Origin of the sequence: Pseudomonas sp. R11F, assembly GCF_050312575.1 — a bacterium.
Lineage (GTDB): Bacteria > Pseudomonadota > Gammaproteobacteria > Pseudomonadales > Pseudomonadaceae > Aquipseudomonas > Aquipseudomonas palleroniana.
Genome location: NZ_JBNPJU010000051.1, coordinates 1 through 7,005, shown reverse-complemented (window position 1 = coordinate 7,005; position 7,005 = coordinate 1). Strand labels below are relative to the sequence as shown.

Below are 7,005 nucleotides of genomic sequence, written 5' to 3'. Positions count from 1 at the left end.
GGTGCACTCGACAGGATTCGAACCTGTGACCGCTCGGTTCGTAGCCGAGTACTCTATCCAGCTGAGCTACGAGTGCAAGTTGTGTTTTTAGACCAGATCACAACTGGTTGAAGCCAAGCCACCTGCATTGCTGCAACTGACTCTTAAATGGTGCACTCGACAGGATTCGAACCTGTGACCGCTCGGTTCGTAGCCGAGTACTCTATCCAGCTGAGCTACGAGTGCATTTGTTGCCGCGCATTATAGGCCGTTCAATCTCTATGTAAAGCTATTTTTTCGAGTATTTTCAACAACTTACCGAAAAAACTAGATTGCAACGTACTAAGCAAATAATGGCGGAGAACGGGGGATTCGAACCCCCGACACCCTTTTGAGGTGTACTCCCTTAGCAGGGGAGCGCCTTCGGCCACTCGGCCAGCTCTCCGCAACACGGGGCGTATATTAACCACGTTCATCCCCGTTTGCAAACATAAAAAACGATAAAAATTAAAGGCTTGGTTCTTCGTCCTTCTCTTTCTTGATCCGCAGGTAGATTTCCTCGCGGTGAACAGCCACCTCTTTCGGAGCATTAACCCCGATGCGCACTTGATTGCCTTTGACGCCGAGCACGGTCACGGTGATTTCGCCATCACCGATAATCAGGCTTTCTGCGCAACGACGAGTCAGAATCAACATACCTTTCACCTCACGCATTTCAGTTCAGGAACAACAGTCTGCAAAAAAAAGGCCCTCGACCTACAACCCGAAGGCCATAGCCCTACCACCTAAGTATTGTCGAGCCCACACAAAAGAACATGCGCCCCACAAAAAAATGAAAGGCGCGGTAAACCGCGCCTTCCTGGCATCACATCACTCGCCCTGTCGGGCCGGAGCATCCAGCTCGAAAGCGGTATGCAGTGCGCGTACAGCCAGCTCCAGGTACTTCTCTTCGATCACTACCGAGACCTTGATTTCCGAGGTAGAGATCATCTGGATATTGATACTTTCCTTGGCCAGAGCGCCGAACATACGGCTGGCAACGCCGGCATGGGAACGCATGCCCACACCTACGATCGACACCTTGGCAATCTTGGTATCGCCGATCACTTCACGGGCGCCAATTTCGTTAGCGGTGTTCTGCAGGATTTTCAACGCCGCATCGTACTCGTTGCGGTGTACGGTGAAGGTGAAATCGGTGGTGTTATCGTGCGAGACGTTCTGCACGATCATGTCGACTTCAACGTTCGCATCGCTGATAGGGCCCAGAATCTTGAAGGCCACGCCCGGGGTATCCGGTACGCCACGGATCGTCAGCTTGGCTTCATCACGGTTGAAAGCGATACCGGAAATGATCGGCTGTTCCATGGATTCCTCTTCATCAATAGTAATGAGGGTGCCCGGACCCTCTTTGAAGCTGTGCAATACGCGCAGCGGAACGTTGTACTTGCCGGCGAACTCTACTGCGCGGATCTGCAGCACCTTGGAACCGAGACTGGCCATTTCCAGCATCTCTTCGAAGGTGATCTTGTCCAGGCGCTGGGCGACCGGCACCACACGTGGGTCAGTGGTGTAGACGCCATCCACATCGGTGTAGATCTGGCATTCATCAGCCTTGAGGGCCGCCGCCAGGGCCACACCAGTGGTGTCCGAACCGCCACGCCCCAAGGTGGTGATGTTGCCGTGCTCGTCCACGCCCTGAAAGCCCGCCACAACTACCACGCGCCCGGCTTTCAGATCAGTACGGATTTTCTGATCATCGATTTGCAGGATGCGCGCCTTGGTATGCGCACTATCGGTCAGGATGCGCACCTGGCTGCCAGTGTAGGACACCGCCGGCACGCCACGCTTGTTCAGCGCCATCGCCAGCAACGCAATGGTCACCTGCTCGCCAGTCGACACGATCACATCCAGCTCACGCGGCAACGGCTGTTGATCACCACTGATTGCCTTGGCCAGATCGATCAGGCGATTGGTCTCGCCGCTCATGGCCGACAGCACCACCACCAGGTCATCCCCGGCATCGCGGAATTTCTTAACCTTGTCGGCGACCTGCTCGATTCTTTCGACAGAGCCGACCGAGGTGCCTCCAAATTTCTGTACGATCAAAGCCATTTCTAAGCCGCCTCAGCCCGTAAAGGGGCGCCCAATAAACAAATCTTGCAGCACCGCAGCGAGCCCACGACTAGACCATGGGCTCATTAACAGCGCCTTAAATACCGGCCTCGACAAACGGTACGGTCAGGCCCAGGGCCGCGTCCAGGCTGCCGGCATCTACACCACCGCCTTGCGCCATGTCCGGACGACCACCGCCCTTCCCGCCCACTGCCGCGGCGGCTTGTTTCATCAAATCACCGGCTTTGAGTTGGCCAGTCAGGTCTTTGGTTACACCGGCAACCAGAACGACCTTATCCTCATGGACACCGCCGAGCAGGATCACTGCGTGGCCGAGTTTGTTCTTCAACTGATCGACCAAGGCCAACAGCGCCTTGCCGTCCTGGCCGTCCAGGCGCGCAGCCAGCACTTTCACGCCCTTGACGTCCAACGCTTGAGCAGACAAATCGTCACCCGCCGCGCTGGCTGCCTTGGCTTGCAACTGCTCCAGCTGTTTCTCCAGCGCACGGTTGCGCTCAAGCACCGCAGACAGTTTGTCGATCAGGTTGTCGCGGCTGCCCTTGACCAGGCTCGCCGCTTCCTTGAGTTGTTCTTCGGCCGCGTTGAGGTAGGCCAGGGCCGCAGCCCCGGTCACCGCCTCGATACGCCGCACGCCGGACGCCACGCCGCCTTCACTGATGATTTTCAGCAGGCCGATGTCGCCGGTACGGTTGGCATGGATACCGCCGCACAGCTCCACCGAGAAGTCGCCGCCCATGCTCAGTACGCGCACGCTGTCGCCGTACTTCTCGCCGAACAGTGCCATGGCGCCTTTGGCCTTGGCGGTCTCGATGTCGGTTTCTTCAGTCTCGACCGGAGTGTTCTTGCGCACTTGCGCGTTGACGATATCTTCCAGTGCCTTGATCTGCTCCGGCTTGATCGCCTCGAAATGGCTGAAGTCGAAGCGCAGGCGCTGACTGTCGACCAACGACCCTTTTTGCTGAACGTGCTCGCCGAGCACCTGGCGCAACGCAGCGTGCAACAAGTGAGTGGCCGAGTGGTTCAGCGCGGTAGCGTGCCGCACGTCGGCATCGACCTGGGTATCGACCGGCGCACCGACCGTCAGGTTACCCAGCACCAGCACACCGTGATGCAGGAAAGCACCGCCGGTCTTGGTGGTGTCGCGCACTTCAAAGCGACCCGACGTCGAACTCAGGAAACCACAGTCACCCACTTGCCCACCGGACTCGGCATAGAACGGGGTCTGGTCCAGGATCACTACCGCTTCGTCACCTTCATTCAAAACGTCGACCGACTTGCCGTCCTTATAGAGGGCAACGATCTTGGCCAAACCCACGGTCGCCTTGTAGCCGATGAAATCGGTAGGCACGTCCACCTTGACCAGGGTGTTGTAGTCCAGGCCAAAGGAACTGGCGGAGCGCGCACGCACGCGCTGGGCCTCCATCTCACGCTCAAAACCGGCTTCATCGATGGTCAGCTCGCGCTCACGGGCGATGTCGGCGGTCAGGTCCATGGGGAAGCCGTAGGTGTCGTACAACTTGAACACCACGTCGCCCGGCACCACGGTACCTTTGAGCTCAGCCAGGTCCTGCTCGAGAATCTTCAGGCCGTGCTCCAGGGTCTTGGAGAACTGCTCCTCCTCAGCCTTGAGCACGCGCTCGATGTTTTCCTGCTGCTGCTTGAGCTCCGGGAAGGCGTCGCCCATCTCGGCGACCAGCGCGGCCACGATCTTGTAGAAGAAGCTGCCGGTGGCGCCCAGCTTGTTACCGTGACGGCAGGCGCGACGGATGATACGGCGCAGCACGTAGCCACGGCCTTCGTTCGACGGCAGCACGCCATCAGCAATCAGGAAGCCGCAGGAACGGATGTGGTCCGACACGACCTTGAGCGACGACTGGTTTTCATTGGCGCAGCCAATCGCCGCAGCCGATGCGCTCAGCAGGTTGGCGAACAAGTCGATTTCATAGTTGGAGTGAACGTGCTGCATCACCGCACTGATCCGCTCCAGGCCCATGCCGGTATCCACCGACGGTGCCGGCAGCGGATGCAACACGCCATCGGCGGTGCGGTTGAACTGCATGAACACGTTGTTCCAGATCTCGATGTAACGGTCGCCATCTTCTTCCGGCGAGCCCGGTGGGCCACCCCAGATGTCGGCACCGTGGTCATAGAAAATCTCGGTGCAAGGACCGCACGGGCCAGTATCGCCCATGGTCCAGAAGTTATCGGACGCGTAAGGCGCGCCCTTGTTGTCGCCGATGCGAATCATGCGCTCGACCGGCACACCGACGTCCTTGGTCCAGATGTCATAGGCTTCGTCGTCTGTCGCGTAGACGGTGACCCAGAGCTTTTCCTTGGGCAGCTTCAACACACCGGTCAGGAAGGTCCAGGCGAACGTGATCGCATCTTTCTTGAAATAGTCGCCGAAGCTGAAGTTGCCCAACATTTCGAAGAACGTGTGGTGGCGAGCGGTGTAACCGACGTTTTCCAGGTCACTGTTCTTACCGCCGGCGCGTACGCATTTCTGGCTGCTGGTAGCGCGGGTATAAGCGCGCTTCTCCTGGCCCAGGAAGCAGTCCTTGAACTGGTTCATCCCCGCGTTAGTGAACAGCAGGGTCGGGTCATTGCCAGGGATCAAGGAGCTGGAGGCTACACGGGTGTGACCTTGCTCTTCGAAGAAGCGAAGGAAGGCTTCACGGATTTCTGCGCTTTTCATTAGGTTCTTCCACGGAGTCTGCGGCCAAAGGCCAGTGCGCAACATCATCAGACGGAGCGACGGCAAAGGGCCGCATTATATCGGCCCTTTGCCGGTGGTACAGCGTGTTTATGCGATAGAAGCATTCAATTAGACGGTCAGCACTGTCATTTTCGGGAAAACTCGACGAATGCCTGCACGACTTGCTCGATCTGCGCCCGGCTGACATCCATATGCGTGACCATGCGCAGACGCGGCGCGGCGACCAACTTGATCCCCCGCTCGGCGGCAAACGCCCTCAGGGCCTGAGCCTGCCCACCGATCTGCACGTAGACCATATTGGTCTGCACCGGCTCCACTTCATAACCGGCTTTGCGCAATTCATCGCCCAGCCACTGGGCATTGGCATGGTCGTCGGCCAGGCGCGCCACCTGATGATCCAGGGCATACAGCCCTGCCGCCGCCAGCGAACCCGCCTGACGCATGCCGCCGCCGACCATCTTGCGCAAGCGACGCGCCTTGGCGATCAACGCCGTAGAGCCGCACAACACCGAACCAATTGGCGCGCCCAGCCCCTTGGACAAGCACACCGAGACCGAGTCGAAATACTGGGCAATTTCCCGCGCCTCCACACCGAGCTTGACCGCCGCGTTGTAGAGCCGCGCACCGTCCAGATGCAGGGCCAAGCCACGCTCACGGGTCAACGCGCGGGCCTTCGCCAAGTACTCCAGCGGTAGAACCTTGCCCTGCATGGTGTTTTCCAGCGCCAGCAAGCGGGTGCGGGCGAAGTGGAAATCGTCGGGCTTGATCGCCGCCGACACCTGGTCCAGGTCCAGGGAGCCGTCCGCCTGCGCCTCCAGCGGCTGCGGTTGGATCGAGCCCAATACGGCCGCACCACCCCCTTCGTATTTGTAGGTGTGGGCCTGTTGGCCGACGATATATTCCTCGCCGCGCTCACAGTGAGCCATCAACGCCAGCAGGTTGCTCATGGTGCCCGTGGGCACGAACAGCGCCGCCGCAAAGCCCAGGCGCCTGGCCAGCTCAGCTTCAAGGTGGTTGACGCTCGGGTCTTCACCGTAGACGTCATCACCACTGACCGCACTGGCCATCGCGTCCCGCATGCCGGGGGTGGGTTGGGTCACGGTGTCGCTGCGCAGGTCGATCACTGACATGAAACTGGCCTCTGTGAGTGGGTAAGCCCCTTAGAAGGAGATTACTGCGGGCAAAGCCGCGAGATATCAAGCCCTACGTGTATTCAAATGAATACCAACCAAACAAACCGATATAGCTTATCGATACAGCGGCCGTGCAGTTTTTGAAAAACCGTGTTAAAAACTCTCCGCCGCCAGGGTTCTGGCGGCAACGTTCTCAGGGCGGGGTGTAATTCCCCACCGGCGGTAATTGCACGCAATGTGCATAGCCCGCGAGCGCTTGGCGCCTTGAACTGCTCACGCAGGACGGCGACAAGGTCAGCAGACCCGGTGTGATCCCGGGGCCGACGGTCATAGTCCGGATGAAGAGAGAACGGGATTGGCACCTAAGGGCCGTTCGCTGACCTCATGCGTGCATGACCGGCGTTGCGCACCCTTAAATCCCATTCGATTCATAACGCCCTGTTTTTTTCTTAAACAGGAGTCAGAACATGCAACCCACCGCAATCGACAGCAAAAGCAAAAACCATCACGGCGAGCGTATCGCGTTTATCCAAGCCTGCTGGCATAAGGATATTGTCGACCAGAGCCGTAAAGGTTTCCTTGCCGAAATCATCGCCCAGGGCTACCAGGAATCGGATATCGACTTCTTCGAAGTCGGCGGCGCGTTTGAAATGCCCCTGCACGCCAAGCTGCTGGCCAAGACCGGCCGTTATGCCGGTATCGTGGCTGCCGCGCTGGTGGTGGACGGTGGCATCTACCGTCACGAATTCGTCGCCCAATCCGTGGTCAGCGGCCTGATGCAGGTGCAGCTGGAAACAGAAGTGCCGGTATTCTCGGTTTCCCTGACCCCGCACCACTTCCACGCCGGCAGCGAGCATCATGCATTCTTCCATGATCACTTTGTGCATAAAGGCCAGGAAGCTGCGCGCACTTGCGCCGATACCCTGCACAAGGTGCGTGCGATCCGTCGCAGCGAACCACGTGCCTTAGCAGTCTAAACAACACCACAAAAACAATGTGGGAGGGGGCTTGCTCCCGATGGCGGTGTCTCAACTACAGATGAGT

Annotated in this window: 5 protein-coding genes, 3 tRNA genes and 1 riboswitch; of the genes, 1 reads left to right on the top strand and 7 read right to left on the bottom strand. The window is 58.6% G+C overall.

Features of this window, described 5'->3' with window-relative positions; all coding sequences use genetic code 11:
* Positions 1–2: 2 nt before the first annotated feature.
* The 7 genes from ACQRBV_RS14515 to ltaE form a co-directional block, all read right to left on the bottom strand.
* Positions 3–76, bottom strand: a tRNA-Arg gene (locus tag ACQRBV_RS14515).
* Positions 77–148: 72 nt separating this feature from the next.
* A tRNA-Arg gene (locus ACQRBV_RS14510) sits at positions 149–225 on the bottom strand.
* 108 nt (positions 226–333) lie between these two features.
* Positions 334–424 (bottom strand) — tRNA-Ser (locus tag ACQRBV_RS14505).
* 62 nt (positions 425–486) lie between these two features.
* Positions 487–675, bottom strand: coding sequence for a carbon storage regulator CsrA (gene csrA / locus ACQRBV_RS14500; protein ID WP_003175645.1), 189 nt, complete (start codon positions 673–675; stop codon positions 487–489).
* Positions 676–849: 174 nt separating this feature from the next.
* Complete coding sequence (locus ACQRBV_RS14495) at positions 850–2,091, bottom strand: aspartate kinase (RefSeq protein WP_060757331.1); 1,242 nt, start codon at positions 2,089–2,091, stop codon at positions 850–852.
* A gap of 97 nt (positions 2,092–2,188) precedes the next feature.
* The gene (gene alaS, locus ACQRBV_RS14490; RefSeq protein ID WP_411985874.1) at positions 2,189–4,807 is read right to left on the bottom strand and encodes an alanine--tRNA ligase; all 2,619 of its coding nucleotides are present in this window, start codon (positions 4,805–4,807) and stop codon (positions 2,189–2,191) included.
* 146 nt (positions 4,808–4,953) lie between these two features.
* On the bottom strand, positions 4,954–5,958 hold the full coding sequence (ltaE, locus tag ACQRBV_RS14485; protein WP_060757329.1) for a low-specificity L-threonine aldolase: 1,005 nt from the start codon (positions 5,956–5,958) through the stop codon (positions 4,954–4,956).
* A 188-nt stretch (positions 5,959–6,146) separates the two neighbouring features.
* Positions 6,147–6,316: riboswitch (FMN riboswitch) on the top strand.
* A 112-nt stretch (positions 6,317–6,428) separates the two neighbouring features.
* On the opposite strand from ltaE, the gene ACQRBV_RS14480 reads away from it, so the two are divergent.
* Positions 6,429–6,938, top strand: coding sequence for a 6,7-dimethyl-8-ribityllumazine synthase (locus ACQRBV_RS14480; protein WP_104994607.1), 510 nt, complete (start codon positions 6,429–6,431; stop codon positions 6,936–6,938).
* Positions 6,939–7,005: the final 67 nt, after the last annotated feature.